Here is a 26,260-nt window from a genome sequence, read left to right on the forward strand (position 1 = left end):
CGCTAATCAGCGCGTTAGCAGGGCCCTACACCGCCGCCTCATACAGCACCCGCGCCAGCCCGTTATGCCGCTCGATGACCGGCCCGAGGTCGAGCGTCGTCAAGCGTCCATCCCGCACGACCACCTGGCCGTCGATCACGCTATGGCTCACCTGCGACGGCGCGCAAAACACCAGCGCCGCCACCGGATCATGCAGCGCGCCCGCAAACAGCGGCTGACGCAGATCGAACGCGATGAAATCCGCCGCCATGCCGGGAGCGAGCGCGCCGATGTCGTCGCGGTTCAGCACGCGCGCGCCGCCGAGCGTGGCGATTTCGAGCGCATCGCGCGCGCTCATCGCATCGGGGCCGAAACCGACGCGCTGCAGCAGCAGCGCCTGGCGCACCTCGGCGACCATCTGCGCGCCGTCGTTCGAAGCCGAGCCGTCGACGCCGAGCCCGACCGGCACCCCCGCCGAGCGCATGCGCCGCACGCGCGCGATGCCCGACGCGAGCCGCATGTTCGAGCAAGGACAATGCGCGACGCCGGTGCCGGTGCGCGCGAACAGTTCGATGCCGGCGTCGTCGAGTTGCACGCAGTGCGCATGCCAGACGTCGCGGCCGACCCAGCCGAGATCGTGCGCATACTCGGCCGGCGTCATGCCGAACTTCTCGCGGCTGTACTCGACGTCGTTGACGTTCTCGGCGAGGTGCGTATGCATCGACACGCCGTACTCGCGCGCGAGCAGCGCCGATTCGCGCATCAGATCGCGGCTCACCGAAAACGGCGAGCACGGCGCGACCACGACGCGCAGCATCGCGTAACGCCCTTCGTCGTGATACGTCTCGATCAGACGCTGCGTGTCCTTCAGGATGTCCGCCTCGCGCTCGACCACCGAATCGGGCGGCAAGCCGCCCTCTTTCTGGCCCACGCTCATGCTGCCGCGCGCCGCATGAAAGCGCATGCCGATGCGGCGCGCAGCGGCGATGCTGTCGTCGAGACGGCTGCCGTTCGGGTAGATGTACAGATGGTCGCTCGACGTCGTGCAGCCGGACAGCAGCAGTTCGGCCATCGCAGTTAGCGTCGAGACTTCGATCATTTCGGGCGTGAGGTTCGCCCACACCTTGTAGAGATTCGTGAGCCAGCCGAACAGTTCGGCGTTCTGCGCCGCCGGAATCGCGCGCGTGAGGCTCTGGTACATGTGGTGATGCGTGTTGACGAGGCCCGGAATCACGAGATGGCCGCGCATGTCGAGCACCTCGTCGGCCGTATGCGGCAATTGCGCTGTCGGGCCGACCGCGACGATGCGGTTGTCCTCGATATACAGGCCGCCGTCGCGCAACTCGCGCCGCTCGCCGTCCATCGTGACGAGTACGTCCGCGTGCTTCACGAGCAGCGTTTTTTTCGGTTTGCCCGCCGTCGCCGTCTGGGATGTTGCCTCGCTGGATGGCGTATTCGTGGCTGCTGCCGGTTCCATCGTCATTCGTTTTCTCCGCCTTTGTGCTTTCGGTGCTGTCGTGCAAAGTCGTTCGAACGCGATGCGGCGGCACGCGAACCGCGCCGCCGCGTTCCGTCGAACGCCGTTGGCCCGGTTACCCAGCGTGTCACGCCGTCTTCGGGAGTTGCGCGGGTTTGAACCTCGGCGTTGAACCTTGAACTATCGGTTCATCGCGCGCCGCGCATAACGTGAACCTTGCGTGGCCAAAATAACGGCCGCAACTCGCGCCGTTGCGATACCCGGATTCACGCCGCCGATATAGTGGTCCGTTTTTTGTCCGCGCTACGATGATCCGGCGAGCGCCTGCCGCGCCATGCGCGGGAAATAAGCGGGAAACAGGCCGGCAATAAGCCGGAAAGCGGCGCGCGCGGGCTTTCAGAAGGCTGTCCGTCATGCGCCAGCTATTATCTTTCCTATCGCTCGCGCGCGGGACGGCGCATCCTTTCTACAATGACTTCCACGGCGCTCGCTTCAGTTCGCCGACGGGTATGTAGCCACTGACGTGGAGCCTCGATCCGCCGCTAACGTTAATGGATCGGGCCGCCACCGACACCTCGCATTCACACAAGGACAATTGCGAATGGGCAAGCTCACTACCCACGTGCTCGACACCGCGAACGGCCGTCCCGGCGCGGGCATCAAGGTCGAACTCTTCGCGCTCGCGGGCGACACGCGCCGCGTGCTCAAAACCACCCTCACGAATCACGATGGCCGTTGCGACGAGCCGCTGCTCGAAGGCGATGCGCTCGTCGCGGGCGAATACGAACTCGTGTTCGGCGCCGGCGACTACTTCGCGTTGCTCGGCACGCAGCTGCCCGAGCCGCGTTTCGTCGATCGCGTGGTGCTGCGCTTCGGCATCGCCGATACGGGCGCGCACTATCACGTGCCGCTGCTCGTGTCGCCGTGGGCTTACAGCACGTATCGGGGCAGCTAGGCCACGGGCACCAGGCCACGGAGCAACCAGGCCGCGTACGCGAGAGCCGCGCCCGAACGCATTGCGCGGATGCTCGCCGGTCCCGCGGAGGAGACACGAGCGACGACCGGCGAACCTGCGCGCAACGCGATGGGCCGCACGCCCCGCGATACCCATAAAAACCCGTGCTGCGTCTTTTACCCCGCAGCCGGCGCGATGACCGGCAACGTCGAACGTCATCGCGCGCACAACGAATCAGAAGTGGAGGAGTTTCATGGAAGGCTTTATCACCGACTGGCTGAACCTCGCGATTCGCTGGTTCCACGTCATCGCCGCGATTGCGTGGATCGGCGAATCGTTCTATTTCGTCGCGCTCGACAACAGCCTGAAACCGCCGACCGATCCGAACCAGCGCCGCCGCGGCGTGTTCGGCGAGTTGTGGCACGTGCATGGGGGCGGCTTCTACAACATGCAGAAGTACACGGTCGCACCGCCCGAAATGCCTGACGACCTGCACTGGTCGAAGTGGCCGTCGTACACGACGTGGATGTCGGGCTTCGGTCTCTTTACCGTGCTGTATCTGTTCTCGCCGAGCACTTACCTGATCGACAAGAACGTGCTCGACATGGGGCCGGTGGTCGCGGTCGCCTCGGCAATCGGCTTCCTCGCGGCCGGCTGGATCGTCTACGACTCGCTGTGCCGCATTCTCGGCACGCGCGACAAGCTGCTCGGCATCTGCGTCGGCGCCTACGTGCTGATCGCGGCGTACCTCGCCTGCCATATCTTCGCGGGTCGCGCGGCGTATCTGATCATGGGCGCGATGCTCGCGACGATCATGTCGGCCAACGTGTTCTTCGTGATCATTCCGGGCCAGCGCAAGATGGTCGACGCGATGCTCAAGGGCGACACGCCGAACCCGATCTACGGCAAGCGCGGCAAGCAGCGCTCGGTGCACAACACGTATTTCACGCTGCCGGTCGTGTTCGCGATGCTGTCGAACCACTACGCGATGACCTACACGCATCCGTACAACTGGGCCGTGCTCGTCGTCATCATGCTGGCCGGCGCGCTGATCCGCCAGTTCTTCGTGATGCGCCATCGCGGCCAGGTGCTGTGGTATCTGCCGCTCGTCGGCGTCGCGCTGATGTGCGTCGCGCTCGCGTGGACCATGCCGCGCCCGGTGGTGCCGCAGGCGCAGGCCGCCAACGCGCCGACGCTGAAGGTCGCCGACATCGCGCCGGTGCTGCAGCAGCGCTGCGTGGCCTGCCACTCCGCCCATCCGACGATGATGGGCAGCGCACCGGCCGGCGTGATGATGGATACGCCCGACGAAATCTCGCAGAACGCGCAGCGCATCTATCAGCAGGCGGTCGCGCTGAAGGCGATGCCGCTCGGCAACGTCACGCACATGACCGATGAGGAACGGATGAAGATCGCGGCGTGGTTCGAGGGAGGCGCAGCGAAGTAAGGGTGGGTGCCGGGCGAGCGATCCGGCACCGAAGTCGAGGCTGCAATGTGACGCGGGCTTGTCGCGGGAGCGGCAAGCCCGCTGTCGTTTGGCGATGGTGGCGTATGTGGTCGGCAGAATCGATATAGCACTTTGACGCCCTGAGTTGATGCCCTGAGGCCACAAAAAGCATCGAAAACGGGAAAAATGTAGCCCAAGAGGCACAAAAATAAATCGCATTTCTGTGTCTCCTGGGCTACAATTCAAGCTGAATTCGCCGAATTTGATGCCCTGAGGCTACAAATGACCCACCTCGCCGATGTCTCCGAGATGCTCAAAACCGTGCGGCGCAACAGCAACCTGTCGCAGGAAGAACTCGCGCGCCGCGCGGGTGTTGCCCGCACGACCGTCGCACGTATGGAAACGCTCGCCAAAAACGACATGAGCGTGTCCGTGCTCGTGCGCCTGCTCGAAGCCGCCGGCTACGACCTCAAGTTCGTCGCTCACGGACACGGCCGCACGCTCGAAGACATCCTCGCGGAACAGCGCAGCCCGGACGCGCAGCCATGAAGCTCGACGTCCAGGTACTCGGCAAAAACGTCGCCACGCTGTTTCGCGAACGCGACGACTATGTGCTCAAATACAACGGCGACGCGAGCGCGGCCGACTTCATCAGCCTGACGATGCCGGTGCGCGAAGAGGCCTGGCGCTGGCCGCGTGACCTGCATCCGTTTTTCCGGCAGAACCTGCCCGAGGGCTATCTGCTGAATCTGATCCGCGAGCAGTTCGGGCCGCTGCTCGACGGCACCGATCTCTCGCTGCTTGCCGTCGTGGGCTCGATGGGGATTGGCCGGGTCACGGTCACGCCCGAAGGGGTCGCGCCGGGCACCGAACTCCAGGCGCTCGACGTCGAGGACATCCTGCACGGCGACAACTCCGCCGAACATTTTGCGCAGCTCGTCCGCGAATACGCGCGGGCCGCCATCTCAGGCGTCGTGCCGAAGTTCATCGCACCGGAAGCGACGCCGCCCGTTGCGCCCACGCTGTTGCCGCTCGGCAAACCCACGCTTCGAACGAGCCGCCACATCGTCAAGGGTTCGGACGACAACACGCCGTTTCTCGGTTTCAACGAGTTCTATTCGATGCGCGTGCTGGAGAGGCTCGGCGTTGCGCCGGTTGCGCGCACGCGGATGTCGGACGATGGCCGCGCGCTGATCGTCGAACGCTTCGACGTCGATGCGCAGGGATTTCCGGCATATGGCGTGGAAGACATGTGCGGCCTGCTCGGCTTGCCGCCGCACGAAAAATACAATTCGACCAGCGAAAAGCTGCTCAACGCCGCGCGCGCCTATCTGCTCGATCGCGACGCCATGCGCGCGCAACTTCAGCAGCTTGGCTGGCATCTGCTGACGAACTACGTCGTGCGCAATGCGGACTGCCACACCAAGAATGTCGCGCTGTTCTATACCTCGATTGACGATGTCGCGTTCACGCCTGTCTACGACGTCGTAACGACGCAGGCATATCCGCGCTTCGCAGCCAATCCGCCGGGCCTGGCCGTTGACGGCCGCAAGACCTGGGCAGCCGGCAAGACACTGGAGCGCTTTTTCAACACCCGTATGGGTATCGCGCCGCGTCAATATGCGCAGATGGTCGAGGCGTTATGCGACTCGGCGGTCGACGTCGGCCATGAACTGATCGAAGCGGCCCGCAACGAACCGCAGTGGCGCGCGCTCGCCAAGCAGATGCTGCATGCGTGGGACGACGGCATGGCCTCGTTGCGCTCCTCGAAGAAAAGCCTGCAATTCAAGGGGCTCAAGCCGGCAATCGAAGCAGCGGGATTTTCGGCGCCCGAGCCGCCCGAACGGACAAGAGAGGTGATCGGACATTCGCCGCTGCTTGGCAGGCGAAGCTGAGCGCGCACGCTGGCGTCGACGTTGACGCGGCCCTTGATGCAAGCCTGAATGCAAACCTTCATGCAACCTCTGAAGCCAGCGTTTTCGTCTCGCCAACCACCGCCCCCATAAAAAAGCCCGCGACATACCCTACGTCGCGGGCTTCCCCTTCAAACCGGCACGCTACCGGCTATCCGGCAGTCGTCTTGCCATCAAACCGCCACCGCGCTCAACGCATCCTCGGTCAGCCACAGCGGCTCGTCGAGATCCTGCTCGTTGAGATTGAGCCCGTCCCCGCCGCGATCGACAACGATAAAGTCGCTCACCTCCCCCAACGCGATCAGCGGATGGTGCCACACGCCCTTCGCGTAGTTGACACCCTGCCAGCCGCTCGTCACGAACGCGCGAATCCGCGCCGGGTCGAGTTCGCCCACAGGCGCGACGACGACCAGATACGGCTTGTCGTTGAGCGGCACGAACGCCTGGCTGCCGAGCGGATGACGCTCGAGCATCTTCACCTCGAACGGCAGCGTGCGCGGCTGACCACGAAACAGATTGACAAGCGTGCGGCCGTTCTCGTCGCTCACGTCCACTTTCGCGAGATCGTGATAGCGGATCGTCGTGCCGAGATTGATCGGAATCTGCCGTGCGCCGTCGAGTTCGATCACGTCGCCGAATGCGGCGAATGCGTCCTTCGTCAGCGGTTCGATGGCGAGCGTTTTCATTCGAGCGTACCCCACAGACGCAGACGCGACACGCCGCCGTCCGGATAGATATTGAAGCGCACGTGCGTGACCGGCCCGAGCGCCGCGATCTCGCTTTCGAAGAAATGCTGCTTGTCCATCTGCAGCTTCTGTTCGCCGAGCAGCACCGGCCAGAACATCGCCTGCGTGACGAGCGAGCTGTCGGTGCCGCCCTTCACGTACGCGGCCTGGATCGAGCAGCGATCCGGATAGTTGCCCTTGAAGTGCGCGGTGTCGACTTCGATCTTGCGGATCACGCCCGGCTGCGCGAGCGCGACGATCGCCCAGTCGTTGCCCGGCTCGCGGCGACGGCGCGTTTCCCAGCCGTCGCCCATGTTGACGCCGCGGCCCGGCATCAGGATCGTCGAGGCCGCGCCGAAGTGCTGGTTGTTCGCGCCGACCAGATACGCGCCGTTTTCCATCGCGGCGAGATCGAACTGCTCGGTGCGGCTCGCGCCGGCCCAGTCGACCTGCGGCTGACCGTACACGCGCAGACGCGCGATGCCGCCGTCCGGATAGATGTTCACGCGCAGATGCGTGTACGCGTTCGCGTCGCTGACCTCGAGGTAGTGGTGACTATTGCCCTGCAAGGTAGTCGACGGCACGATCTCGGTCCATTGCGTCGCCTGGTTCGGCGCGCCATCCACGACGCGCGCCGCTTCCACCGACGCCGCCGGCGGGAAGTTGCCGGTGAAGTGGCTCGTGTCGAGGTCGAGCCCCTTGATGACGCCCGGCCGCGCGAGCTTGACGACGCACCAGTCGTAGCCGGTCGTACGCTTGCGGCGCGTTTCCCAGCCGTCCATCCACTTGCCGTTGTCGTCGTACTTGCCCGGAATGAAGACGGCCGGCTCCGGATTCAGCATGCGGTCCTTCGGCGCGAAAAATTCGTCGCTGGCCGCGAGCGCCTGCGCGCCCAGACGCGGGTCCGCCAGGTTCACGTAACGGCGCGTGAATTCCGGTGCGTTGGGATCGAGAATCGGAAGTGCCATCTTTGTCGTCCTTGATATCGATTGGTATGGGTGCGGAAAAAACGTTACGGTTCGCGGCCTGCGCCGGATGACCGGCTACGCCCGCCTGCCGGGCGCGATGACGTCACGCGTCGATCAGGTCGTCGAGCCGGAAACGTGCGATGCGATAGATCTGATCGAGGCTCGCGCGCATTTCGTCGGCATGGCTATTGTTCACGCGCGATTCGAAGTTCGCGATGATGCCGTGACGGTCGTAGCCACGCACCGCGAGAATAAACGGGAAGCCGAATTTCTCGCGATACGCATGATTCAACGCATGCAGCTTGTCGAACTCCGCCTGCGTGCATTGCGCAAGCCCCGCGCCGCTCTGCTCGCGCGTCGATTCGGCGGTCAGCTCGCCGCGCACGGCGGCCTTGCCGGCCAGTTCCGGGTGCGCGTTGATGAGCGCGAGTTGACTGGCTTCGCCGGCCGTCTCGACGATCTTCGACATCCGGTGATGCAACGCGTCGATGCTCGCAAACGGCCGCTCGCGCGCCGCGATTTCCGCGACCCACGGCGAGTGCTCGAAGATGCCCGACAGCGCCGCGACGAACGCGTCGGTAGAGAGGCTGTTGAGTTGGTCCAGGGTGTATTGCATCGCCTTCATGCCGCTGCCTCGCGGTTGTCTGGTTGGTAAGGATGATGTTCGTGCCAGTGCCGCGCGATGTCGACGCGCCGCGCGACCCACACGCGCTCGTGCTGTTCGATGTGATCGAGAAAGCGCTGCAGCGCGCGAAACCGCCCCGGCCGCCCGAGCAGCCGGCAGTGCATGCCGATCGACAGCATCTTCGGCGCTTCGGCGCCTTCTGCGTAGAGCACGTCGAATGCGTCGCGCAGATAGGTGAAGAAATGATCGGCGGTATTGAAGCCTTGCGGCGTCGCAAAGCGCATGTCGTTGGTATCGAGCGTGTACGGCACGATCAGTTGCGGCACCTGCCGGCCGCCCGTCACCTCGACGTCCATCCAGAACGGCAGGTCGTCGCCGTAGTAATCCGAGTCGTACAGGAAGCCGCCGTATTCGGCGACGAGCCGATGCGTGTTCGGGCTGTCGCGCCCGGTGTACCAGCCAAGCGGCCGCGTGCCCGTGACACGCTCGATCGCTGCCATGCCGAGGCGCATGTGCTCGGCCTCCTTCTCCGGCGACATGTCCTGATAGTGAATCCAGCGATACCCGTGGCAGGCGATCTCATGACCGAGTTCGACAAATGCGCGCGCGAGCTCGGGATGCCGTTCGATCGCCATGCCGACGCCGAACACCGTGAGCGGCAGGCCGCGCTTTTCGAATTCGCGCAGGATGCGCCACACGCCCGCGCGCGAGCCGTATTCGTAGATCGACTCCATGCTCATATGACGCGCCGGATACGCCGCCGCGCCGACGATCTCCGAGAGGAACTGCTCGGATGCGGGGTCGCCGTGCAGCACGCAGTTCTCGCCGCCCTCTTCGTAATTGAGCACGAATTGCACCGCGACCCGCGCGCGTCCCGGCCAGTTCGCGTGGACCGGGTGGCGGCCGTAGCCGATCAGATCGCGTGGGTAGTTCGGGTCGAGTGGCATGGGCTGACGAATGCGTGGTAACGGGACGAAAAATGCATGTGAGGCTCGGGCAATGCGCGGGCCGGTATGGGATTCATACCGGCTCGCCGAGTTGACCCAGTGTAGCGAAAACGTCCGGGTGCGCCCATACACATGGGCAGATAGTGCGTGTTACACGGAATGTATGTGCGGGGCCGCGGTTTTAGCGTTTACCCGTGGATGGCGGGGGTGCAATGGGGTTGTGATCGACGCTCAGGATGCCGTAATGTGGGGAGCCCCAGGCACTGTCGGTTAGTTGCGTTTTGATGATGAAAAGAAAGCAGGCCAGCGCTGCCCGCTTACGTCTTTAACGTCTTCACGTCTCTGCTTCCTCCCGCCCGCTCCTGCCCGTCTGCGTCCTGCTCTATGCGCCCCGTTCAGCCCTCCGGCCTCAGGCCAGGCAGGGATAACCCGACAACGTCAACCTGAAACCGTGCGCGTTGGCGACGAGATGCGCGTCCGCGCCGACCGGCAGCGTCAGCATGTTGCGGATATGGCCGAACTGCAGCCCCGTGACGACCGGAATGCCGATCAACGCCCTCACCTGCTCGATCATCGCGTGCAGGTCGTAGCCGTTGTCGTACTCGTAGGTCTTGCCGCCCGAGAAATCGCCGAGCACGAGTGCCTGCTGCTGCGCGAGAATGCCGGCCAGATGCAGTTGATAGATCATCCGCTCGATGCGGAACGGCTGCTCGTTGACGTCCTCGAGAAACAGGATGCCGCCTTGCACCGGCGGCATGTACGGCGTGCCGACCAGCGACGCCAGCACCGCCAGATTGCCGCCCCACAGCATGCCCGACACGTCGACCGTCTGCGCTTGCGGCGAGTTGCCCGTCACGGTCATGGACGGCTTCGTCAACGCCGACCAGAAATGCCGCATCGTGAATTCGCTCAGCTCTTCCGCGCCGAAATCGCTCATCAGCATCGGGCCGCCGAAGGTCTTCACGCCGGCGCGCGCGAGCAGCGCAAGCTGGACCGCGGTGAAGTCGCTATGGCCGACCAGCGCGACCGGCTGATCGACGAGCCGCCGCCGCAGCCCTTCATAGTCGAGGCCATGCAGGATGCGCACCGCGCCGTAGCCGCCGCGCACGGCGAGCACGACGTCGGGCAATGCGCGCGACGGATCGGCGAGCCGGTTCAGATCGGCCGCGCGCTCGCCGTCGGTGCCGGCAAAACGCTGATAACGGCGCATCGCCGCCGCTTCGCCCTCGACCCGATGCCCCTGCGCGCGCAAGCGATGCAACGCGCGATGCAAGCCTTCCGGATCATGCGGATACCCGGACGGCGCAATCAGTTCGATGGTGCGATGAGCGATCATGGCAAGGCCCGTTGCGGGTTGTCGTTTTAGAGCGGCGGAGTTGGGGGCGATTCGCTGCTGGGGCGGTCGGTGTCGGTCGCGGTGTCGAGGCTGGTGGTCGCTGCGCTATTGGCCGGAACCTGCGTGCTGGCGTCAGCCGTCTTTTCCGTGGATTTTTCCGCTGCCTGTTCTCCGCTTCCTGTCGTGGCTTTTCCCGTCTCTTCGCCCATGCCAACGACCTCGCCTCGCGCCGCCGCGCGGGCCGCCCGGCTCGCGCGACGCCGCTCCGCGAAAAACGAACTCAGCGCCTCGCCGCATTCGGTTTCGAGCATACCGCCGCTCACGCTCGTGTGGTGGTTCAGTTGCGGATTCGCGAACGCATCGACGACACTGCCGCACGCGCCGGTTTTCGGATCGCGCGCGCCGAACACGACCCGCGCGATGCGCGCGTGCATGATCGCGCCGGCGCACATCAGGCAAGGTTCGAGCGTCACGTAGAGTTCGCAGCCCGGCAGGCGATAGTTTTCGAGCGCCTGCGCGGCGGCGCGCAACGCGACCATTTCCGCATGCGCGGAAGGATCGTGCGCGCCGATCGGATGGTTGAAGCCCTTCGCGATCACTTCCTCGCCACGCACGATGACCGCGCCGACCGGCACTTCACCCGCCGCGCGCGCTTCTTCGGCGGCGGCCTGGGCCAGTGCCATGAAACGCAGGTCACGTTCGGAAACGACGGGGATTTCGGGAGACTCGGGTGGGACGGCGGCGGTAGCGGAAGCAGCCGCGATGCCATCGGCCACCGGCGCCACGGCAGTACCGGCTACGTCAGCACGAGCGGATTCGGCACCGACAGCCGGCGAAGATGGCGCAGCGACGTCGGCAGCGTTCGCACTCGCACTGCCGCTCCCGGCACCCGCGCAACCGGACCCGCTACAGCCCTCGGCCGGCCCCGACGCATCCGCTGCAGCGGCTTGAACGAAGGGCTCGCTCACCGTGAACCCGCGACGGTTTGATCGGGATTGCCGGCACGCTCCGACAGACGTTCGGCGATCCGGCGGCAGTATTCGCGCGGCAGAACGAGCGGACCGCCGCGCAGCGATTCGAGCGCCATATCAAGTGCGAGCATGCGCGCCTGAAGACGGCAACGGGTTGCCGGATCGCTCACGGCATTGAGCTCCGTTTGCAGGTCGCGTAACGCGCGCAACTGTTCGACAGCGGGCGGCACAAAACCCGCGTTTTTCAGAATCCGGTTGGCGACGCGCACCTCTTGCGGCACCAGTGCATCGTCGTCGAGAGGCAGCGGCGCTCCCGCACCCGGCAAGTCGTCGAACTCTCCGCGCGCGGCGGCGGCGGCGGCAATACGCTGTTCGACAAGCGCATCAAGCAATTTCATCTGCAATCCACTACGTTGCGGCCCGTGCATTCTATCAGGGAGCGCACGAGCGTTCAGGCTGCCTCGCCGGCATAAAACCGCCGCCGATCCGTGGCCTTCGTAGCCTTCGTGGCTTTTCTGGATCGCGCGAATTTGCCGCCCCCAGGAGCGAAACCCGGGTGAAGCCCCGCCGCCGACCAACCGCTCACTCTCCATCAAGGCTCTCCCGTCAACGGCCAGCGCGCGAGGACGATGTGCCGCGTACGCCCCAGCAAACTGTGGATCAGCGCAAATTCCCGCACGTTCCAGCCCGCTGGCTCGACCGGGCGACGCTCGGCCCAAGGTATCCCATAGGCGAGCGTCACGTGCGGCTCGAAGTGTGTATCGGACCCGAAACTGGGCCCGAAACCGGCGGTTCGCAAGGCCCCGCCGAGCACCTCGTGCAGCCTATGCAGCCCCTGTACGCCATCCTCGCCGACCAGCACCGCCGGGCCTGGCCGCGGCTTCTTCGCGAAGCTCTCGAGCGCGTCGAACTCGGCCGCGAACGGCGCCATGCTGACCGCGGCGGCCGCCCGCTTCGCCGCGTCGACGTATTCCGGCGGCAAGCCGCCCGCGAAATTCCCCAGATGGCGCAGCGTGACATGCAGGCGGCCCGCCGCGAGCGGCTTGCTGCGCGCGCGCGCCTCGTCGCAGAGCTGCCGCGCGAACTTCGCGATGCCGGCCGCCGTATGGGTGTCGGGAAAGACGGCGAAAAAAAGTCCGTCGGTTGGCGTGGGCGGCGCCTCGAGTCCGGGCAGCCACAGTTGTTCAGGCATCTTGCCTCGTTCCTTCGCTGGTTTCCGCGCGAGTTTTCACGTGTCCGTTCGTGCGCTGCGCGCGCCGCCTGCACTCGCGGCCGGTCTTTCCATCATACTGTATATTCATACAGTATTTCATGCCCCACGCAAAAAAACCAGGCCCCGGTTACACCTCGGCCGGCTTGCCGATGCGCTTGTACCAAAGCTCGATAAACGACTCGGCGGCCGGCGAGAGCGAATGCCCGGCACGCCGGATCAGGTTCACGTCGCGCGTGACGGCGGGCGCTTCGAGCTTGCGCGCGACGAGATCGCGGTGCGGAAAGGCGCCGAGCAGAATGCCCGGAAAGATCGCGATACCGAGACCCGCCTGCACCATCGAAAGCCCGGTCGTCATATACGACACCTCGTATTCGACCGGCTTGCGCGTGCCGAGCGCAAACAGCGTTTCGTCGATCAGCGTGCGGATGCCGCTCGTCGAACGGATGCCGATCCATGGGTACTGCAACGCATCCTTCCAGCTTACGCGGCGCTTTTTCGCGAGCGCCGAATCCTTGCGGCAGATCGCGCACAGCCGGTCGCGCGCGAGGCATTGCAGCGTGATGCCGTCGAGCCGGTCGCTGATCGTGCCGATGCCGAATTCGACGTCGCCGGTCAGCGTCGAGGCGGTCAGCCGATCGGGCGCGGCGTCGTCGACCGACACCTCGATGTTCGGATAGAGCGCGCGATATTCCGCCAGCAGCTTCGGCACGATCGCCGCCGCGATCGACGGCGTGGCCGCGAAACGCAACTGGCCGCGCTTGCGCCCCGTCAGTTCTTTGGCGCTCGACTGGATCGTTTCGAGATCGCGCAGCATGCGCTCGACGGCCGGCAGAATTTCGTGCGCGGCCGCCGTCGGCCGCAACGCACGCGACGTGCGATCGAACAGGCGCAGGCCGAGCGCTTCTTCCATCTGGCGAATCAGCACGCTCACCGCCGGCTGCGTGATGAACAGCTCGTCGGCCGCGCGCGTGAGCACGCCGAACCGGCACACGAGTGCGAACGCGCGCAGTTGCTTGATCGTGGGAGTCATGAGAGCAAGGTCATAAGGGCAAGATCATGAAGGCAGGGGTCGTGAGGACAAGGCCATCGAGACAATCCAGCAAAAGCACAATCATAAAGTTACTTTATGCAAGCATTGATTTTGTTCGATTGTTTTCATGCCGACAGTACCCTACATTGCTTGCCTACGCATTGCACCGACGCCGGCAGACCGGCACGGCCATGCAATAGCGCGGCGGCGCGCCGAAGCGACGGGCGCGACCGGATAAAACGACAGGCGAGCCCTCGCAGGAGACAGTCGTGACAACGACAGCAACCGATTCACGCAGGCGCTGGCTAGGCGCCGTGGCATCGACGCTCGGCAACGTGCTCGAGTGGTACGACTTCGTGGTGTTCGGCTTTCTGTCGATCATCATCGCCAAACAGTTCTTTCCGAGCGACAGCGAATACGCCGCCTTGATGCTCACGACCGCGACGTTCGGCGCGGGCTTCGTCGTGCGTCCGCTCGGCGGGATTCTGCTCGGCATGTATGCCGACCGCAAAGGACGCAAGGCCGGCCTGACGCTCGTGATCGCCCTGATGACTCTCTCCGCCGCAATGATCGCCCTCACGCCGGGCTTCCCGCAGATTGGCCTGATCGCGCCGGCGATCGTGCTGTGCGCGCGTCTGCTGCAAGGCGTGTCGGCCGGCGGCGAATTCGGCACCGCCACCGCGATGCTGATCGAGTACGCGCCGCCGACGCGCCGCAATCTCTATGGCAGTTGGCAGATGTTCGCGCAGGCGCTCGGTGCGCTGCTCGCGGTCGCGATGGGCAGCGCACTCACGCATCTGTTCACGCATGAGGCGCTCGAATCGTGGGCGTGGCGCCTGCCGTTTCTACTCGGTCTGCTGATCGGTCCGGTCGGTTTCTATATCCGCCGCAATCTGCCCGAAACGGAAGCGTTCGAGAAGCTCGGCCAGCGCGCGAAGGTGCCGTTCTCGCGCGTGCTGACGCACTATCCGCGCGAGCTGTTCGTCGCGCTCGCATTGAGCGCCGCGCTCAACGTCATGTCGTACGTGATCATCACGTATCTGCCGATTTACGCGGTGCAGAATCTGCATATGCCGGTGACGCTGCCGTTCACCGTGCTGCTCGCGAGCGTGCTGCTGCGCGTCGTGATGATTCCGGTGTTCGGCCATCTCGCCGACCGCATCGGCGGCGCGCGCATGATCCGCGTCTCGCTCGTGCTGTTTCTCGTCGTGCTGTATCCCGCCTACTACTGGATCGTCAACGCGCCGTCGATGGCGTCGATTCTCACGGTCGAACTGAGCTTCGCCTTGCTGATCGGTGCCTCGAACGCGCCGATTCCAACCGCGCTCGCCGGCCTCTTTCCGACCGAAGTCCGCTCGACCGGACTCGCGATCTCGTACAACATCGGCGCGGCGCTGTTCGGCGGCCTGTCGCCGCTCGTGCTCACATGGCTGCTGCATGTGAGCGGCAACAACATGATGCCTGCGCATTTCTGCGCGGTGTTCTTCGCGCTCGGCCTGATCGGCGCGTTCATGCTGAACCGTCACGCACACGACGGCAACGATTTTGCCGCGCCCGCGCCGCTTCCCTCCTATCCGCACGGCGATTCGCATCGATAGATCGTCAGTATCGCGAATCGTTCGCCTCGAACCGAAGGCGCATGGAGCGCCTTCATGCCCTTTCTTTTTCCGGAGAGCTTGCATGCCTGTCATCGACGTTCACACGCACATCTTCACGCACAAATGGCTCGAACTGCTGCGGCAGCGAGGCGGTGCCTACAACATCCAGACCCGCCCCGACGGGCAGCAGGAAGTGTTTCGCGGCAACACGCCGGTCGTGATTCCGCAGAAGGGTCATTTCGATTTCGACATGCGTATCCGTCAGATGGACGAATCGGGCATCGACATCTCGGTCGTTTCGCTGACCTGCCCGAACGTCTATTGGGGCGATCAGGAAACGAGTTGCCTCGCCGCGCGCGAATCGAACGACACGCTTGCCGAAGCGCAAACGAAGTACCCCGGGCGCATCCGCTGGTTCACGTCGTTGCCGTGGGAATATCCGCAGGCCGCGCTCGAAGAACTGCGCCGTACCTGCGATAACGGCGCGAGCGGCGTGATGGTGCTCGCGAACGTGGCGGGACGCAGCCTCACCGATCCGATGTTCGCGCCGATCTGGGCCGAGATCGACCGGCGCGCGCTGCCGGTGCTCGTGCATCCGACCGATCCGCCGGGCGCCGAACTGATGGACATGACGAAGTTCGATCTGAGCTGGGCCGTCGGCTTCATGTTCGACACGACGCTCGCGATCACGCGCATGATCTTCGAGGGCTTCTTCGATCAGTACCCGAACCTGAAGATCATCGCATCGCATGCGGGCGGTGCATTGCCGTATCTGGCCGGCCGCTTCGAGAAGGGCAACGAGGTCGAGATTCCGCAGCGCCGTCAGATGAAGCGCAAGCCGATCGACTATCTGCGCCATATCTACTACGACTGCATCACGTACAGTCCGGCCTCGCTCGAATTTCTCGTCTCGGTCGTCGGCGCGGATCGCGTGATGTTCGGCACCGACTGGCCGCATCAGGTGCACGATATTCGCGGCGCGTTTGCGAACACCGCGCGTCTGCCGAAGGAGCAATGCGAGGCGGTGCGCGGCAACAATGCGCTGCGGGTGTTCGGTTTCTAGGAACGCCAAGGGGTTAATCGGGAGACGCTCATGCTCCCGGCGAGCATGACGGTGATCGACACCCGCCCGGATATGAGCGCTGCGATCAACGCCGGAATACCTCGACGCGAGGTGTTTCGGCGGAAAAAGCGGAGCGCAGCGCCCATTCCTCATAGGGTTTTGCGCCGGCCAGATACGCCGGCAACTTCATTGCCAGATCATGCCAGACGGGATCGCCCTCAGGCACGGTCAGGGTACGGCCATCGTTCAGGCCGACCAGCAGCAAGATAGTATTCCCGACCAATTGATCCGACCGCGTGGCGACCACTTCGCCAATATCCTGCCAGGCAATGTACTGCTCGCCTTGCGGGTGCTTCACGGTAAGACCCTGGTCGCTCAGGGATAGCGAGACGGAGAGTCTGCGCGATGGCAAGCGCCCGAGCAGCCAGGCGTTGATCCGGCTCATTATCATGTCGTCACTCTATTTCCATTGGATCGAAGCGAGGCGCCAGATATCCGCTGCTGCCTCATTACTTACATTGTGGCCGATCCGGCCCGCCATCCGGCAACCATTTTCAATCGCGTTCTAAAGGGACCCGCGAACGCGTCGGCCTGACGCCGGCGCGGCGGCTTCCCTTCTCACCACTCCGGCCGCCCCGTCAACCCTCCCCGCTCGGGCCAGCCGTCGTCGCCGACGAGCGGCACGAACCTCACTTCGTCGAACGAAGTTTCCTCGTATTCCTGCTCGCTGCGGCGCACGATCTTCACGAGCCGCTGGCGCCCCGCCTCGCGCCCGATCGGCATCACGAGGCGGCCGCCGCACGCAAGCTGCGCGAGCAACGCCTTCGGCACGTGCGGGCCGCTCGCGGCCGCGACGATCGCGTCATAAGGCGCATGTGCCGCGAAGCCGGCGGTGCCATCGCCGAGATGCACCGCCACGTTCGCGTAACCGAGCCGCTCCAGGCGTTCGCGAGCGGCCTCGACCAGTTCGGCGTCGCGTTCGATCGAATCGACGCTCGCCACGATCCGCGCGGCAATCGCGGCGGCATAGCCGGAGCCGGTGCCGATATCGAGCACGCGGTCGCCCGGATGCAGCGCCGCCGCTTCGAGCATCCTCGCGACGATAAACGGCTGCGAGATCGACTGCCCGCCGCCGATCGGCAACGGCGAATCGTCATAGGCGAATTCTCTCCAGCCCGGCAGCACGAACGCATCGCGCGGCACGCTGCGCATCGCCGCCAGCACGTGGGGGGCGCGCACGCCCCGGCGCACGATCTGCCGCTCGACCATGCGCTCGCGCGCCTCGGTGAAATCGCTCATCGCAGCCTCCTGCCGGTCGCCACGCCGACCGGCCCCATCAACCCAGCATAAGCCGTGCCGCCGGAATGCGCGCAACGCGTGCGCGGCCGTCCCGCGAACCGCCCTGCTCCATCCCGCGGCCTTGCGCTTATCCGCGATAACGATAGCGCTCGATATTATTTGCGCGGCCACGGGCGCCTCTCTACGATCTGATGACCTTCATTTCCCTTCATTCGATAACAGCAAGATCATGAGAACAACGAACCTGCTCAAGACCGCCTTTCTTTCTCCGTTGCTCGCGGCTCTTCTCGTCTGCGGCATCGTCGGCGCGCAACCGGCACACGCGGCCGGACAGACCGTGCGCGTCGGCATCATGTCCGGCGAAGACGAGGACGTATGGCGCGCGGTCGCGGCCAATGCGGCCAGACAGGGCATCACCGTGAAGGTCACGACGTTCTCCGACTATACGCAGCCGAACGAAGCGCTTGCGCAGCACGACCTCGACGCGAACTCCTTCCAGCACAAGCCGTATCTCGATGCGCAGATCGCCGCGCGCCACTACGATATCGTGCCGGTCGGCTTCACCTATGTGCAGCCCATCGGCCTCTATTCGGTCAAGGTGAAATCGGTCGCGGCGCTGCCGCAGAACGCGACAATCGGCGTGCCGAACGATCCGAGCAACGAAGGCCGCGCGCTGCTGCTTCTGCAGGCGAACGGGCTCATCAGGCTACGGCCCGATGTCGGTCTGCTGCCGACCGCGCGCGACATCGCGGACAACCCGAAGCACATCCGTATCAAGGAACTCGACGCGGGCATCGTGGGCCGGGCGATTAGCGATCTCGACGCAGCCGTCGTCAATACCGACTGGGCGATCAAGGCCGGCATCCAGATTCCGCAGCAACGCATCGCGCAGGAAAAAGTGCCTGGCAATCCGTATCGAAACTTCATCGCGGTCAATGCCAACGATGCGCGCACCCCCTGGGTGAAGGTTATCGTGGACAGCTATCAGCAGGCCAATGTCGCCTCGGAGATTCTGAGCGTCTATCGCGGCGCGACACTGCCGGCATGGGACGGCGCGCCGCAGCACTGACCACCCTCTTTCTTCCACCGCTCGCCATCATGTCCACTCAACGAACGACCCGCGATCGTCGCGCCTTCCTGAAACTGTCGCTCGGCGCCGCGGCGCTCGCCGCATCGTCCGCCAGCGCGCCACCCGCTTTCGCACAAGGAACCTCGGGAACCTCGCGCACCTTGCGCATCGGCAATCAGAAGGGTTATCTGACTCTGCTCAAGGGGCGCGGCACGCTCGAAAAACGGCTCGCGCCGCTCAACGTCTCGGTCAGCTGGACCGAGTTCGCGGCGGGTCCCGTGCAACTGGAAGCACTGAACGTCGGCTCGATCGATTTCGGCGACGTCGGCGAAGCACCGCCGATCTTCGCGCAGGCCGCCGGCGCGCCGCTGGTGTACGTCGCCGCGACGGTCAAGCGTCCGCAATCCGAAGCGGTGCTCGTGCCGCCGCAATCGACGATCCGCTCGGTCGCGGACCTCAAGGGTAAACGGATCGCGCTCAACAAGGGCAGCAACGTCCACTACTTTCTCGTGCAGTTGCTGCGTCAGCATGGCCTGCAATACGCCGACGTGAAGCCCGTGTTTCTCGCGCCCGCCGATGCGCGAGCCGCATTCGAGCGCGCCTCGATCGACGCATGGGTAATCTGGGACCCGTTCTTCGCGGCCGCGGAAAAATCGCTCGGCGCGCGCGTGATTGCCGATGCGAACGGCGTGGTCGGCAATCGTGCGTACTACTTTTCGTCGCAGAGCTATGCCGCGAATAATCCCGACGTGATCCGCATCGTGATCGAGGAACTGGACAAGATCGACCAATGGGGCCAGCAGAACCGCGACTCACTCGCGAGCGAACTGGCGCAACTCTGGGGTCTGCCGAAACCGGTCGTGGACACGGCCGTGCAGCGCCAGCAGTTCGGCACGCAGCCGATTACCCGCGCGATTCTCGGCGAGCAGCAGCAGATTGCCGATACGTTCCTCGAACTCCGCCTGATTCCGAAGCATGTCGACGTGTTGAAGGCCGCGCCTTCGAATCTCGCGTAGCGGCAGGCGCCTATGAGATGAACCCGTACTATCAGTTCGAGTCGTGAGCACGAACACCGCGTGCGGTGATTGCCATGTCGATGCAATCACCGCACGCGGTTGTCGTCACCGATCGTGACTACTATGACGCGCTCATGCCGCCCGCTTCAGCGGCGCCGTATCGTCTGGCAATTCGATCCGCTTGATATCGCCGAGAATGAAGATGTACGACGCCGCGCCCAGTATTGCCACCGCGCCGATGAACATCAGCCCCCAGTAGAACGACCCCGTCAGTGAGACGATCGCACCGATCACGATCGGTGTGACGATGCCGGCGATGTTCGCAGTGAAATTGAAAATACCGCCGGTGAGTCCCATCAGGCGCTTCGGTGCGATATCGGGAATGATCGACCAGCCGAGCCCGCCCATGCCCTGACCGAAAAACGCGAGCGACAGCACCGCGATCACGGCCGTATCGCTCTGCACATAGAGCGCGACCACGATGCACGCCGACAGCAGCAGGCCGGTGATGATCGGCAGCTTGCGCGAGAGGTTCACGTTGCCGGTACGGCGCAGCAGCAGATCGGACACCCAGCCGCCGAACAGCACGCCGGCCGAAGCGCCGAGGAACGGCAGGATCGCGAAGAAGCCGATCTTGAGCCACGCCATATGACGCTCGGTGACCAGATAGGTCGGAAACCACGTGAGAAAGAACACCACGGTCGAGTTGCCGGCGAACTGGCCGATCGCGGCACCCCAGATTTCACGGCGACGCAGCAGGCGGCCGACGTCGTGCCACGAAAACGGCCGCTGTGCGTCGGTAGCCGTCGACAGGCCGCCGCCCGCGCCGATGTACTCGCGCTCCGCGTCGTTCATCGTGCGCGACTCGTGCGGCTCGTGATAGCGCAGCCACCACACGACCGAGAACGCGAGGCCGACCGCGCCGACGATCACGAACATCGCGCGCCAGCCGAATGACTCGATGATCCAGAACAGCAGCGGGCTGAACACGGCAAGGCCGATGTACTGCCCCACCTGATAAATACTGGTTGCCCGTGCGCGTTCGCGCTGCGGAAACCAGTGGCCCACCACGCGGCTATTCGCGGAGAAGCAGGGCGATTCCGCCACACCGAGTCCGAGGCGATAGATCATCAGCGAAATCAGTCCTCCTGAGAGTCCGTTCAGGATGATGAAGGCCGACCAGCCCGAGACCGCGAGGAAATAGGTCTTTTTCGCGCCGATGCGGTCGAGCAGCAGGCCGGCCGGAATCTGCGAGAGCGTGTAGGTCCACGAGAAAGCGGAGAACACGATGCCCATCACGCCGGCCGACAGGCCAAGTTCCTTCGTGAGGCTCGGCGCGGCGATGCCGAGCACCGTGCGATCGAGGTAGTTGATGACGGTGCCGATCGCGAGTAGCGCGAGAATCGCGAAGCGGGCTCGCGAGCGGCGCGCCGGCGCAAGCGCCAGGTCCGCGGGTGAAGAAAGCGTTGTGTCAGGCTTCATCTTTGTCTCCGATATGGAAAGCGCAAATGTTGTCGATGCGTCTTTGCGTCTGTCATGCTCGCGAGCCGATGCGCGACATCCCGCCTCGGCTCGCGGTTACCCGGCACGCCGCGTGGCGCGCCCTGCCTTCATACGTCACGATGAACCGGGAAAAGCCGCGATCAACGCAGCCGTTCAGACGTTTTCCCAGTTGCCCGAACGAATGCTGCGCGCAATCGCTTCGAGCGTCGCGATCGTATCGATCGACTCCTGCTCGCTGCTGCCGTTCCAGTGCTCGGCTCCAAGCGCGACCGCGCGCGCATAGCTTTCCGCCTCGGCGAGGAAGCCGTTGCCGCCCGCCACGCTGATCGTTTCGCGCGGCGTCGTCGCGGGCACGCCGCGGCGCAGATGGATTTCGGGCAGCCCCGCATCGGGCGGGCTGTTGAGGAAGGTCGTCTCGAGAATGCCGTCGGTGCCGGAGATCAGCGCGTGGCGGTGGTAGGCCGTGTTGAAGCTGCACGCGATCTGCGCGAGCAGGCCGCTCGGAAATTCGAGGTTCGCGATCACGGTGAGGTCCACTTTCGTGTCCGACCAGCGCGCCACCGCGTTCACGCGCGTGGGTTTTTCGCCGGCCACCATGCGCACCATGCTCATCGCGTAGCTGCCCGCGTCGAGCAACGCGCCGCCGCCGCGCTCGGGGTCGAGGCGGATATTGGCCGGATCGCTGAACTTGACGCCGAAGCACGCGAACACGGTCTGCACGCGGCCGATCGCGCCTTCGTCGAGCAGGCGGCGCAGCGCGAGCGTCTGCTCCTGCGCGCGGTACGGATAGGCCTCGGCGAGAAACCGGCCGTTACGGCGCGCGGCCTCGAACATCGCGACGGTCTCGTCCTTCGAGATCGCGATCGGCTTTTCGCACAGCACGTGCTTGCCGGCATCGAGCGCCTTGATGACCCACTCGGCGTGCATCGTGTTCGGCAGCGGCACGTAAATCGCCTCGATGTCAGGATCGGCGAGCAAGGCTTCGTACGAGCCGTGCGCGCGCGGCACGCCGACCTCGCTCGCAAACTGTCTGGCCTTCTCGAGATCGCGGCTCGCGACCGCCACCACGTCGATGAGCGGCGAAGACGCGACACCGGCGATAAACGAGCGCGCGATTTTTGCGGCGCCAAGCACGCCGAAACGCAGAGGTTTGATAGTGTCCATGGTGTTCAGAAAATCCCGGGAAACAGGTTAGGAAGCAAGAGATTCGACACGGGCGCGCGGCGACGAGGCAGGCTCCCCGCCATGCGCTTCGTCGAAACCGAACAGCCGGCGCGGCGTGTCCCACTGGATTTGCCGCCGCACGTCGGCATCGGGCACGATCGTCTCGAACAGCGTCAGCAGCGGACCATAATCGAGCCGCTCCGGCGCGCGCAGGAACGGCCAGTCGGACCCCCACACGCAATGCTCGGGACCGAACGCGCGCAACAGCGCCTGCGCATAGGGCCGGGTGTCCTCGTACGGATGCGCGGTACGCGAGTACTTCTGCCAGCCCGACAGTTTCACGCACGCGCGGCCGCTATCGGCGAGACGCAGCAAGGCGTCGAAGCCGGCCTGAGCCACGCCGTCCACGCTGTTCGGCCGGCCGCAATGATCGACGGCGAGCGCGGCAGGCTGGCTGGCGAGCCAGGGGCCAAGCTCGGCCATCTGGTCGCCCGCGACCTGAATCTGCGCGACCATGCCGAGGTCGGCGAGCATACCAAAGAGCACGCCCGCTTCGCGCACGAGCTCGATGCCTTCCATCGCCGGATTGAACGCAACGCCCACCACGCCCGCGCGGCGCAACGCGGCAAGCTCGCCGCGGCTGATGTCGTTGTCGACCACCGCAATGCCGCGAAAGCGCGTCGGATAGGTTTCGAGCGCGTCGAGCAGGCAGCGGTTGTCGGTCCGATAGCCGCTCGTCGGACCGACCAGCAGCGCGTGGCGCACGCCATACGCATCCATCACGCGCACGAACTGCGCCGTGGTGCCGATTTCCTGCTGCGCGGGCCGATACGTGGTGTCGTCGCGATACGGAAAGCGGATCGGATCGAACACGTGGCAATGGCAGTCGATCTTGTCTTCGTCGAATAGGCTCATGGGCTGCTCCACTCAGACGGCCGGCGCCGATCCCGCCGCCGCGGCCGCGCGCTCGACGACGCGGCGCGCGCCGCGATAGGCCAGTTCGAGGCGCGCTTCGGCATCCAGCGCCGGCATCGGCATCTCGACGCTCAACGCCACCTGCGGCGGCACCGCGCGCAAGAGCGCTTCGAGCGGCAGCGCACCGTCGCCAGGGGCGAGCCGCGCGGTACGCGCTTCGAGAATCGCTTCGTCGTCGTTGGCCGGCAGCGTGGCGGGCGCATCGCACAACTGCACGAAGCCGACCGACTGCGGCGGCAGCGCGGCGACATCGTCCGGCGTGCTGCCCGCGCGCGACAGATGCAGCGCGTCGATCACCAGCCCGAGATTCGGATGCGCGGCGCGTTCGAGCGCCGCGCGCGCCTGGGCGAGCGTGCCGACATGGCGCCAGCGCATGAATTCCAGATCGATCCGTAATCCGAACGGTTGCGCGAGTTCGGCGAGCGCGGCCAGATTCGCGGCGAGCCGCGCCGCGTCGGGATCGTCGCCGGACACGCTCACGCAGCGCGCGCCGAGCCCGGCGGCCGCTTCGAACAACGGCGCGAACGAGGCGGCATCGAGCGTCGGCACGAGCGGAATGAATTCGACGTCGCACACGGTGACGCCCTCGCCCGCCAGCGCGTCGCGCAACTCGCGATGCGCGTCAGTGCCGGCCATCACCGGATACGCGATGCCGCCAGGCATGGCCGGATGCATGCGCAAGCCGACGCCAGCGAAACCGGCGCGCGCGGCGAGCCGCACCAACGGCGCGGGCGCGAACTCGAGCGCTGTCAAATGCGCGACGGCAAGCGAACGCGCAGGGTTTTGAGCGGGGTTCAATAGGTGGCCCTCCCGCCGGTCAAATCGAACGTGAAGCCGGTCGTAAAGCTGCATGCGGGGCTCACGATCCAGCTCACCATCCGGCCGACCTCTTCGATTTGCAGGAAACGGCCGAGCGGAATCTTCGCCTTGCTCGCCTCGATGTGCTCGGGCGACATCTCGCGGAACAGCTCCGTTTCCACCATCGCGGGTGCGATGCAGTTAATCATCACATTGTCGCGCGCGAGTTCCTTCGCGACCGCCTTGGTGAAGCCGATCACGCCGGCCTTCGCCGCCGAATACGCGGAGATGAACTGCACGCCTTCCTTGCCCGCGATCGACGCGACGTTGAGAATGCGTCCGCCGCCGCGCGCGCGCATATGCGGAACCGCGACGCGGCAGCCGTAGAACACGCTGTTCAGATCGACGTCGAGCACGCGCTGCCAGGTCTCCACCGGATACTCCCAGCTCGGCACCACCGGCCCGTTGATGCCCGCGTTGTTGACGAGAATGTCGACGTGGCCCAGTGCCGCGACAGTCGCCTCGAACGCGCTCTCGACCGACGCGTAGGACGACACGTCGACGGATTGCAGATGGTCCGGCTCGAAGCCGAGCTGCGCGGCGTCGCAATGGCTGACGTCGAGGTCCCAGATCGCGACGCGAGCGCCGTCCGCTTTCAGCTGGCGTGCGATGCCAAGCCCGATGCCGCGCGCCGCGCCGGTGACGATCGCGACCTGGCCGTCGAATGAGTGGCTCATGGAGAACGTTTCCTTTTGAGGTTGCACAAGAGTTCGGGGAGAAGACTTCACACCGCGGAGGTTCACACCGGGGCCGCCGTGCTCTTCAGCACGATCCGCTTGATGTCGCCGACCACGAATACGTAGGACAGCGCACCGATCAGCGTGACCGCCGAAATGAAGGCGAGCGCGTAGACGAACGAGCCGGTTGCGTTGACGATCAGCCCGATCACGAGCGGCGTGACGATGCCGGCCGCGTTCGCGAACAGGTTGAAGATGCCGCCGCTCAGACCGAGCAGACCCTTCGGCGCGATGTCGGAGACGATCATCCAGGCGAGCGCCGACATGCCCTGCGCGAAGTACGCGACGCACAGGATCGCGATCACGGCCGCGGTCGAATCGACATAGTTGGCGAGCGCAATGCTCGAGGCGGCCAGCAGCCCGGTAATCACCGGCAGCTTGCGCGACCAGTTCAGCGAGATGCCGCGGCGCAGCATCGCGTCGGAAATCCAGCCGCCGCTCAGCGTGCCGACCGAGGCGGCGATAAACGGCAGCACCGCGACCATGCCGACCTTGAGCCACGGCATGTGACGCTCGGTGGCGAGATAGGTCGGAAACCACGTGAGAAAGAACACGTTGGTCGAATTACAGGCGAACTGGCCGATACAGATGCCGAGCATGCTGCGGCGGCGCAGCAGCGCGCCGATGTCGGACCAGCGAAACTGCATCGTCTCGCGGCTGCCGTCGACCACGCCGCCGCCGTCCGCGATGTAATCGAGTTCGGCGCGGTTCGCCGCCTTCGACTCATGCGGCTCGCGAAAGCGCAGCAGCCACACCGCGCCGAACGCCACGCCCACGGCGCCGACCATGCCGAACAGCGCGCGCCATCCGTAGCGCTGTTCGAGCCAGAACAGCAGCGGGCTCAGAAACGCAAGGCCGACATACTCGGCGAACGTGTAGACGCCCGTCGCGCGCGCCCGTTCGCTCTGCGGAAACCAGACCGCGACCACCCGGCTGTTGGTCGGAAAGCACGGCGCCTCGGCCGCGCCGATCAGAAGCCGCATGATGAGCAACGACACGAAGCCGGCCGCGAGCCCCTGAAACCCCGTGAACAGCGACCACAGCGTCAGCGCGAAGAAATAGGTCCAGCGCGTGCCGACCCGGTCGAGCAGCACGCCGCCCGGAATCTGCGCGGCGGTATAGGTCCAGGAAAAAGCGGAGAAGATCACGCCCATCAGCGCGGGCGTCAGGCCCAGCTCGTGGCTCATGCTGGGGGCGGCAATGCCCGCGACGCTGCGATCGAGATAGTTGATCATCGTGCCGATCGCGAGCAGCGCGAGGATGCCGAAGCGCGCCCGCGTGCGTGCGGAGGCCGGCACGGCAGCACCGGCGCTCGCGGAAAACGTCGGCGGTGTCGGGGTCGGATTCATCGTGTCTCCATCGTTGATTTCTGCGGCGCCGCCGGCTTCGGGC

25 protein-coding genes and 1 pseudogene are annotated in these 26,260 nt (G+C 65.1%); 8 read left to right on the forward strand and 18 right to left on the reverse strand.

Annotated features, from left to right (window positions below):
- Window positions 1-25 precede the first annotated feature (25 nt).
- The gene (locus tag F3J19_RS22225; protein WP_240159138.1) at window positions 26-1,462 is read right to left on the reverse strand and encodes an 8-oxoguanine deaminase; all 1,437 of its coding nucleotides are present in this window, start codon (window positions 1,460-1,462) and stop codon (window positions 26-28) included.
- A gap of 595 nt (window positions 1,463-2,057) precedes the next feature.
- Here F3J19_RS22225 and uraH point away from each other — a divergent pair.
- The 4 genes from uraH (at window position 2,058) to F3J19_RS22245 (ending at window position 5,753) form a co-directional block, all read left to right on the forward strand.
- Window positions 2,058-2,411: a hydroxyisourate hydrolase gene (gene uraH / locus F3J19_RS22230; RefSeq protein WP_167046101.1), complete on the forward strand. Its 354-nt coding sequence runs from the start codon at window positions 2,058-2,060 to the stop codon at window positions 2,409-2,411.
- Between the two features lie 253 nt (window positions 2,412-2,664).
- On the forward strand, window positions 2,665-3,858 hold the full coding sequence (locus F3J19_RS22235; RefSeq protein WP_167046104.1) for a urate hydroxylase PuuD: 1,194 nt from the start codon (window positions 2,665-2,667) through the stop codon (window positions 3,856-3,858).
- A gap of 282 nt (window positions 3,859-4,140) precedes the next feature.
- Window positions 4,141-4,407 carry a helix-turn-helix transcriptional regulator gene (locus F3J19_RS22240; RefSeq protein WP_167046107.1) on the forward strand — a complete coding sequence of 89 codons (267 nt, stop codon included), beginning with the start codon at window positions 4,141-4,143 and terminating at the stop codon, window positions 4,405-4,407.
- Entirely contained in the window at window positions 4,404-5,753 is a 1,350-nt protein-coding gene (locus F3J19_RS22245) for a type II toxin-antitoxin system HipA family toxin (RefSeq protein ID WP_167046110.1), read from the forward strand. Before F3J19_RS22240 ends, F3J19_RS22245 begins: the two co-directional genes overlap by 4 nt.
- A gap of 191 nt (window positions 5,754-5,944) precedes the next feature.
- Here F3J19_RS22245 and F3J19_RS22250 read toward each other — a convergent pair whose 3' ends face one another.
- The 9 genes and pseudogenes from F3J19_RS22250 to F3J19_RS22290 all read right to left on the reverse strand — a co-directional run bounded on the left by F3J19_RS22250 (window position 5,945) and on the right by F3J19_RS22290 (window position 13,586).
- Entirely contained in the window at window positions 5,945-6,457 is a 513-nt protein-coding gene (locus F3J19_RS22250) for an ureidoglycolate lyase (protein ID WP_167046113.1), read from the reverse strand.
- Entirely contained in the window at window positions 6,454-7,464 is a 1,011-nt protein-coding gene (alc, locus tag F3J19_RS22255) for an allantoicase (RefSeq protein WP_167046116.1), read from the reverse strand. The genes F3J19_RS22250 and alc overlap by 4 nt, the downstream gene beginning before the upstream one ends.
- A 103-nt stretch (window positions 7,465-7,567) precedes the next feature.
- Window positions 7,568-8,089: a 2-oxo-4-hydroxy-4-carboxy-5-ureidoimidazoline decarboxylase gene (gene uraD / locus F3J19_RS22260; RefSeq protein ID WP_167046118.1), complete on the reverse strand. Its 522-nt coding sequence runs from the start codon at window positions 8,087-8,089 to the stop codon at window positions 7,568-7,570.
- Window positions 8,086-9,036: an allantoinase PuuE gene (gene puuE, locus F3J19_RS22265; RefSeq protein ID WP_167046121.1), complete on the reverse strand. Its 951-nt coding sequence runs from the start codon at window positions 9,034-9,036 to the stop codon at window positions 8,086-8,088. The genes uraD and puuE overlap by 4 nt, the downstream gene beginning before the upstream one ends.
- 409 nt (window positions 9,037-9,445) lie before the next feature.
- The gene (ldcA, locus tag F3J19_RS22270) at window positions 9,446-10,372 is read right to left on the reverse strand and encodes a muramoyltetrapeptide carboxypeptidase (protein ID WP_167046124.1); all 927 of its coding nucleotides are present in this window, start codon (window positions 10,370-10,372) and stop codon (window positions 9,446-9,448) included.
- A gap of 224 nt (window positions 10,373-10,596) precedes the next feature.
- Window positions 10,597-11,136: pseudogene (tadA, locus tag F3J19_RS22275) on the reverse strand (tRNA adenosine(34) deaminase TadA); the annotation flags it as partial.
- A 200-nt stretch (window positions 11,137-11,336) separates the two neighbouring features.
- The gene (locus tag F3J19_RS22280; RefSeq protein ID WP_167046129.1) at window positions 11,337-11,741 is read right to left on the reverse strand and encodes a DnaJ family domain-containing protein; all 405 of its coding nucleotides are present in this window, start codon (window positions 11,739-11,741) and stop codon (window positions 11,337-11,339) included.
- Between the two features lie 194 nt (window positions 11,742-11,935).
- Entirely contained in the window at window positions 11,936-12,535 is a 600-nt protein-coding gene (locus F3J19_RS22285; RefSeq protein ID WP_167046132.1) for a 2'-5' RNA ligase family protein, read from the reverse strand.
- 148 nt (window positions 12,536-12,683) lie between these two features.
- Window positions 12,684-13,586, reverse strand: coding sequence for a LysR family transcriptional regulator (locus F3J19_RS22290; protein WP_167046135.1), 903 nt, complete (start codon window positions 13,584-13,586; stop codon window positions 12,684-12,686).
- Between the two features lie 269 nt (window positions 13,587-13,855).
- Here F3J19_RS22290 and F3J19_RS22295 point away from each other — a divergent pair, with 269 nt between their 5' ends.
- Together F3J19_RS22295 and F3J19_RS22300 are read left to right on the forward strand one after the other, a co-directional pair.
- A complete protein-coding gene (locus F3J19_RS22295) occupies window positions 13,856-15,184 on the forward strand; it encodes an MFS transporter (RefSeq protein ID WP_167046138.1) in 1,329 nt (442 codons plus the stop codon).
- Window positions 15,185-15,266: 82 nt separating this feature from the next.
- A complete protein-coding gene (locus F3J19_RS22300; protein WP_167046141.1) occupies window positions 15,267-16,247 on the forward strand; it encodes an amidohydrolase family protein in 981 nt (326 codons plus the stop codon).
- Between the two features lie 85 nt (window positions 16,248-16,332).
- Here the strand turns inward: F3J19_RS22300 and F3J19_RS22305 are convergent, their stop codons facing one another.
- Together F3J19_RS22305 and F3J19_RS22310 are read right to left on the reverse strand one after the other, a co-directional pair.
- Window positions 16,333-16,692, reverse strand: a complete 360-nt coding sequence (locus tag F3J19_RS22305) for a hypothetical protein (protein WP_167046144.1) — start codon at window positions 16,690-16,692, stop codon at window positions 16,333-16,335.
- A 173-nt stretch (window positions 16,693-16,865) separates the two neighbouring features.
- Window positions 16,866-17,546: a protein-L-isoaspartate(D-aspartate) O-methyltransferase gene (locus F3J19_RS22310; RefSeq protein ID WP_167046147.1), complete on the reverse strand. Its 681-nt coding sequence runs from the start codon at window positions 17,544-17,546 to the stop codon at window positions 16,866-16,868.
- 229 nt (window positions 17,547-17,775) lie between these two features.
- Between F3J19_RS22310 and F3J19_RS22315 the strand changes: the two genes are divergently transcribed.
- Together F3J19_RS22315 and F3J19_RS22320 are read left to right on the forward strand one after the other, a co-directional pair.
- Complete coding sequence (locus tag F3J19_RS22315; RefSeq protein ID WP_167046150.1) at window positions 17,776-18,615, forward strand: MetQ/NlpA family lipoprotein; 840 nt, start codon at window positions 17,776-17,778, stop codon at window positions 18,613-18,615.
- 29 nt (window positions 18,616-18,644) lie between these two features.
- A complete protein-coding gene (locus F3J19_RS22320) occupies window positions 18,645-19,631 on the forward strand; it encodes a sulfonate ABC transporter substrate-binding protein (RefSeq protein WP_167046153.1) in 987 nt (328 codons plus the stop codon).
- A 132-nt stretch (window positions 19,632-19,763) separates the two neighbouring features.
- Here the strand turns inward: F3J19_RS22320 and F3J19_RS22325 are convergent, their stop codons facing one another.
- From F3J19_RS22325 to F3J19_RS22350, 6 genes are all read right to left on the reverse strand, one after another.
- On the reverse strand, window positions 19,764-21,113 hold the full coding sequence (locus tag F3J19_RS22325) for an MFS transporter (RefSeq protein ID WP_167046155.1): 1,350 nt from the start codon (window positions 21,111-21,113) through the stop codon (window positions 19,764-19,766).
- A 174-nt stretch (window positions 21,114-21,287) separates the two neighbouring features.
- Complete coding sequence (locus tag F3J19_RS22330; RefSeq protein WP_167046158.1) at window positions 21,288-22,298, reverse strand: Gfo/Idh/MocA family oxidoreductase; 1,011 nt, start codon at window positions 22,296-22,298, stop codon at window positions 21,288-21,290.
- Window positions 22,299-22,325: 27 nt separating this feature from the next.
- Window positions 22,326-23,213, reverse strand: coding sequence for an amidohydrolase family protein (locus F3J19_RS22335; RefSeq protein WP_167046161.1), 888 nt, complete (start codon window positions 23,211-23,213; stop codon window positions 22,326-22,328).
- A 12-nt stretch (window positions 23,214-23,225) separates the two neighbouring features.
- Window positions 23,226-24,071, reverse strand: a complete 846-nt coding sequence (locus tag F3J19_RS22340) for a TIM barrel protein (protein ID WP_240159139.1) — start codon at window positions 24,069-24,071, stop codon at window positions 23,226-23,228.
- Window positions 24,068-24,808 (reverse strand): SDR family NAD(P)-dependent oxidoreductase, encoded by a 741-nt coding sequence (locus F3J19_RS22345; protein ID WP_167046167.1) that lies wholly within the window; start codon window positions 24,806-24,808, stop codon window positions 24,068-24,070. Before F3J19_RS22345 ends, F3J19_RS22340 begins: the two co-directional genes overlap by 4 nt.
- 62 nt (window positions 24,809-24,870) lie before the next feature.
- Complete coding sequence (locus F3J19_RS22350) at window positions 24,871-26,217, reverse strand: MFS transporter (RefSeq protein ID WP_167046170.1); 1,347 nt, start codon at window positions 26,215-26,217, stop codon at window positions 24,871-24,873.
- Window positions 26,218-26,260: the final 43 nt, after the last annotated feature.

The organism is Burkholderia sp. Ax-1724 (genome assembly GCF_011752995.1).
In the GTDB taxonomy this organism is placed as follows: Bacteria; Pseudomonadota; Gammaproteobacteria; order Burkholderiales; family Burkholderiaceae; genus Paraburkholderia.

What these genes read in the sequence shown, in the direction of transcription:
- ldcA (WP_167046124.1), bottom strand. Translation starts at nt 10,372, where the DNA reads ATGATCGCTCATCGCACCATCGAACTGATTGCGCCGTCCGGGTATCCG.
- F3J19_RS22345 (WP_167046167.1), bottom strand. Translation starts at nt 24,808, where the DNA reads ATGAGCCACTCATTCGACGGCCAGGTCGCGATCGTCACCGGCGCGGCG.
- F3J19_RS22300 (WP_167046141.1), top strand. Translation starts at nt 15,267, where the DNA reads ATGCCTGTCATCGACGTTCACACGCACATCTTCACGCACAAATGGCTC.
- puuE (WP_167046121.1), bottom strand. Translation starts at nt 9,036, where the DNA reads ATGCCACTCGACCCGAACTACCCACGCGATCTGATCGGCTACGGCCGC.
- F3J19_RS22290 (WP_167046135.1), bottom strand. Translation starts at nt 13,586, where the DNA reads ATGACTCCCACGATCAAGCAACTGCGCGCGTTCGCACTCGTGTGCCGG.
- F3J19_RS22305 (WP_167046144.1), bottom strand. Translation starts at nt 16,692, where the DNA reads ATGAGCCGGATCAACGCCTGGCTGCTCGGGCGCTTGCCATCGCGCAGA.
- uraD (WP_167046118.1), bottom strand. Translation starts at nt 8,089, where the DNA reads ATGAAGGCGATGCAATACACCCTGGACCAACTCAACAGCCTCTCTACC.
- F3J19_RS22245 (WP_167046110.1), top strand. Translation starts at nt 4,404, where the DNA reads ATGAAGCTCGACGTCCAGGTACTCGGCAAAAACGTCGCCACGCTGTTT.
- F3J19_RS22225 (WP_240159138.1), bottom strand. Translation starts at nt 1,462, where the DNA reads ATGACGATGGAACCGGCAGCAGCCACGAATACGCCATCCAGCGAGGCA.
- F3J19_RS22250 (WP_167046113.1), bottom strand. Translation starts at nt 6,457, where the DNA reads ATGAAAACGCTCGCCATCGAACCGCTGACGAAGGACGCATTCGCCGCA.
- F3J19_RS22325 (WP_167046155.1), bottom strand. Translation starts at nt 21,113, where the DNA reads ATGAAGCCTGACACAACGCTTTCTTCACCCGCGGACCTGGCGCTTGCG.
- F3J19_RS22320 (WP_167046153.1), top strand. Translation starts at nt 18,645, where the DNA reads ATGTCCACTCAACGAACGACCCGCGATCGTCGCGCCTTCCTGAAACTG.
- F3J19_RS22350 (WP_167046170.1), bottom strand. Translation starts at nt 26,217, where the DNA reads ATGAATCCGACCCCGACACCGCCGACGTTTTCCGCGAGCGCCGGTGCT.
- F3J19_RS22330 (WP_167046158.1), bottom strand. Translation starts at nt 22,298, where the DNA reads ATGGACACTATCAAACCTCTGCGTTTCGGCGTGCTTGGCGCCGCAAAA.
- F3J19_RS22280 (WP_167046129.1), bottom strand. Translation starts at nt 11,741, where the DNA reads ATGAAATTGCTTGATGCGCTTGTCGAACAGCGTATTGCCGCCGCCGCC.
- uraH (WP_167046101.1), top strand. Translation starts at nt 2,058, where the DNA reads ATGGGCAAGCTCACTACCCACGTGCTCGACACCGCGAACGGCCGTCCC.
- F3J19_RS22235 (WP_167046104.1), top strand. Translation starts at nt 2,665, where the DNA reads ATGGAAGGCTTTATCACCGACTGGCTGAACCTCGCGATTCGCTGGTTC.
- F3J19_RS22240 (WP_167046107.1), top strand. Translation starts at nt 4,141, where the DNA reads ATGACCCACCTCGCCGATGTCTCCGAGATGCTCAAAACCGTGCGGCGC.
- F3J19_RS22315 (WP_167046150.1), top strand. Translation starts at nt 17,776, where the DNA reads ATGAGAACAACGAACCTGCTCAAGACCGCCTTTCTTTCTCCGTTGCTC.
- F3J19_RS22285 (WP_167046132.1), bottom strand. Translation starts at nt 12,535, where the DNA reads ATGCCTGAACAACTGTGGCTGCCCGGACTCGAGGCGCCGCCCACGCCA.
- alc (WP_167046116.1), bottom strand. Translation starts at nt 7,464, where the DNA reads ATGGCACTTCCGATTCTCGATCCCAACGCACCGGAATTCACGCGCCGT.
- F3J19_RS22335 (WP_167046161.1), bottom strand. Translation starts at nt 23,213, where the DNA reads ATGAGCCTATTCGACGAAGACAAGATCGACTGCCATTGCCACGTGTTC.
- F3J19_RS22310 (WP_167046147.1), bottom strand. Translation starts at nt 17,546, where the DNA reads ATGAGCGATTTCACCGAGGCGCGCGAGCGCATGGTCGAGCGGCAGATC.